Raw genomic sequence first — 3,282 nt, forward strand, 5'->3', positions numbered from 1 at the left:
AGATAGGTGAGCAGGCCCGCGGCGGAAGCGCGGCTGGAAACCGTTGATGTGACTTTGATCACAACCGGCTGGGCACCTGCTGCAAGCGCTGCCCGGCTGACAACCTCCGACGACACCCTGTCTTTCAATGAACCCCGAGTGGCGATCGGCGGATTGGCTCGAGTTGCGGCGCCACAGCCCCCTCCCCCGCCCCTGCGCAGTTCGTCATCCTCTTCCGGCCCCGTACGTGAAGCTAACGCACCGACGAGCGCGATGACGTCCTGTTGAGAGGAGGGCGGCGGCTGCAGGATGGAGGCGATAGTCTGTTCCCCCAACGGGACGGAGATCATAGCGACCTTGGCTGCAATCCCTGTTGGCAGATACCGCTTCTCAGCACGATCACCGGTCACGGCGGGACCACTCGCCCGTCCGCGGCGCCGCTTTTCATCGTCGTCCACCAGCGATGCGGTCCGGCGCGCCGAGTAGGTGTCGACTTCACCCAGCAGGCTTGCCCACTCATAGGCCATGTCCGCGCCCTCTCCGTTCTTGCCGGCTGATCCGCAGCATCAGATCGACGTCGGCCCTCAGCCGAAACACAGCGTCGAGAAGCTTTCGCAGCGCTGCATCCAGATGCGGCTCATAGCCGACGCGGCCTTCGTTCATGGCCCGAACAGCCTGGTTGAGATTGATGCCGACGCGACGCAATTCCTCGTTCGTGCCCCGCAGATGGTCGGCTTCGATCGGTCCGACTGGCAATGGTAGACCGGCCTGATCGCGGAACAGCAGCCGGATGACGTCACTTGCGGTCCGTGTTTCTCCACAAAGCGCCGCGAGCGCTTGCCGCTCTTCCGGCTTCATGCGGACCCTGACCACCTCGCTTCGCATCGCTTCCTCTTCATTGCCATGGGTGCCGGAGGCGCCACAGAGCGCCATATGGCGCGAACACCAGCACCTCCGGTGGCGGGGCGTCGTCGAGTTTGTACCACAAACTTGACTATCCTGCCACAGAGAATTAATTATAGTTTCCTACTAGCACTGTCAACTCAAACACGCGGGTGAGACGCACATGCCGTTTATGGACGGGGAACGACAATGGGTAATTGATACGCGGGCAATTGCCCATTGTTAATTGAAACAGTGGTCGTTAGTGCACGGGTAATGATCAGATAACTGTTGTTGATCATCAACCAACGCGTCATCAACTGCTTCCGGGCAATCATTAACGGGTCGTTGCCCGTTGATGATTGCCCGCTGGTAATTGTCGATCATCAATCGTCACCGGCCAATCAGCAACGGGCAATTGAAGCGTTGCCAGAAGAGACGGGCACGGTTAATTATAGTTTCTTTCGGAACGAAAGGAGCTTCCATGATCGTCACCATCGCAAACCCAAAAGGCGGGACCGGAAAAACCACGCTCGTGCGGGCGCTGTCGGGAACAGCCGCCCATGCCGGAAACGACGTGTTTCTCATCGACGCCGACAGCCGTGCCAACACAATGCGGTGGGTGACGATGTCGAAACAGATGGACGTTTGGCCTGACAGACTGGAGGCAGAAAGTTGCCTGGATCCAGATCGCATCTACAAAATGGCGTTGGATCGACAGCGCGAGGGCAAGATCGTCTTTGTCGACATCGAGGGGACGACCAATGAAAATCTCTTCGCGGGTCTCTATTGTGCCGACGTCGTCCTCATTCCCCTTCAAACCACCCAGGACGACGTGGTCGCAGGAATGCAACTGGCGCTCAATCATATCCCCGTCGTCGAAGACGACCAAAAGCGCAAGCTGCCCTCTCTGATCGTCATCAACCAACACGATTTGGTCACCGGACGTGCCAAAGCGCATGCGCCGCTTCGCGAAATCTTGCGGGAAAGTGGCGTTGCGCTCGCCTCACAGCCGATCGCACGGCGCGCTTGCTATCAATCGATCGGCGCCGCCGGTACGCTCCACACAGTTGCAACTCCCGACCCGAAAGCCATTGCCGAGATGGAAACGCTGCTCGGCGAAATTCTCGCCCTTTACAGATCGACCGCCGAGGGAGTTCAAGCATGAGCGACGGACCAGACAGCAAGAACCTTGTTCTCGGGCTGATTTCGACCAACCGGCAAAAGCCGTCCGTGCGGGAAAAGCAGATCGCCTCCCCTCCTCCGCAAACCGAGGGCGTCCATCAAGCCTCGACTAACAAGCCGCCGATTGGCCGTCAACAGCTTCGCGACATGGTCGCCAAAGGCGAGAGCCGCGATCCGATCGCCGGCAAGCGCTTCCGCGACACCGAGAAGGTCACCACCGGCATCCATATCCGTGCCGACGTCCACAAGACGCTGAAGATCCTTGCCGCGATAGAGCGCCGCAAGTTCAACGCCTATATCGAAGAAGCGATCGACGACTATCTCGAAAAGATCGCGGATCGGATCCCCGACATTTCCTGACCAGGTGGATGCGGGGCTCCTCATGCGCTCCGCTTCTCATCCCCGGCGTTCGCCCTGATCGCCGCCATCAGCATCGGACCAAGGCCAAATTCGCCGCGCGCCGCCTTTCGGGTCAAGTCACGCAAGTAGCCGCCGGCCGAGGTGATATGCCCTGCCCGCTCAAGGATGCAGGCAATTGCGACTGCCGCATTTTCGGCCCCCATGATTTCGCAGGCCTCTTGGTAGGCCGAAGGACTGACGCCGAGCATCGACCGGACCACAATGGCAGCCGACATCAACTCACGCCAATGGTTTATCCGGCCGCCTGGGGCGTAATCCGCCATTTGCGGGCATGCCCTCAACACCATGCTCAACGGGAACGCCTTCAGCGGCTCGGTAACCCGTTTTGGTTTGAGCTCCGGCCTTTCGCCCTGCTCGTTCTCAGAGCTAGGTTCAAGTTCATAGATGGATTCGGGATTTGGATTCTGTATGTGGCATCCATCTTGGATAGCATTGCCGTCGGTTTTTTCTGCTTTTAGCTGAATTTCCAGGACGTTGACGATTTCCTCGCGAAGCATTCGCATGTCTTCGAGCACGGCATCGACATCGTGGCGCCTCGGCGCGCGCGGAAGGCGCGCAATAAGGCCAACATACATCGCCTCGATCTCTGCCCAATCGCCGTCAGCGCCCTCTTCCATGGCAGCGGAAATCAGCTTGCGCACATCGCGCCGGCAAAGCGTCAAAGCTTCCTTGGCACGCTTGAACTGCACGCGCTCTTCAGCAACTTGCTGGGCAAGACCAGCCAGCTCGGCAGCACGCGCACGCAGCGGTGCCAGGCTGAAGCCGAACGCGTCCTCGATTTCCCCTCCCCTGCTCCGATGCGCATAACGTTTACCG

At 59.4% G+C, this 3,282-nt stretch carries 5 protein-coding genes; 2 read left to right on the top strand and 3 right to left on the bottom strand.

Going from position 1 to position 3,282, the window contains the following annotated elements; all coding sequences use genetic code 11:
• Positions 1 to 506: hypothetical protein (locus AC1D17_RS28205; protein ID WP_477568524.1), on the bottom strand; the 506-nt coding region annotated here is incomplete at its 3' end.
• Positions 496 to 912 (bottom strand): hypothetical protein, encoded by a 417-nt coding sequence (locus AC1D17_RS28210; RefSeq protein ID WP_056319948.1) that lies wholly within the window; start codon positions 910 to 912, stop codon positions 496 to 498. The genes AC1D17_RS28210 and AC1D17_RS28205, both read right to left, overlap by 11 nt.
• 433 nt (positions 913 to 1,345) lie before the next feature.
• Here AC1D17_RS28210 and AC1D17_RS28215 point away from each other — a divergent pair, with 433 nt between their 5' ends.
• Both AC1D17_RS28215 and AC1D17_RS28220 read left to right on the top strand, forming a co-directional pair.
• Positions 1,346 to 2,029, top strand: a complete 684-nt coding sequence (locus AC1D17_RS28215; RefSeq protein WP_477568525.1) for a ParA family protein — start codon at positions 1,346 to 1,348, stop codon at positions 2,027 to 2,029.
• Positions 2,026 to 2,406, top strand: a complete 381-nt coding sequence (locus AC1D17_RS28220) for a hypothetical protein (RefSeq protein WP_060503952.1) — start codon at positions 2,026 to 2,028, stop codon at positions 2,404 to 2,406. Before AC1D17_RS28215 ends, AC1D17_RS28220 begins: the two co-directional genes overlap by 4 nt.
• A gap of 20 nt (positions 2,407 to 2,426) precedes the next feature.
• On the opposite strand, the gene repC is transcribed toward AC1D17_RS28220, so the two are convergent.
• On the bottom strand, positions 2,427 to 3,282 hold an 856-nt coding region (gene repC / locus AC1D17_RS28225; RefSeq protein WP_477568526.1), incomplete at its 5' end, for a plasmid replication protein RepC.

It is taken from the genome of Pararhizobium sp. P1_E7 (assembly GCF_056405855.1).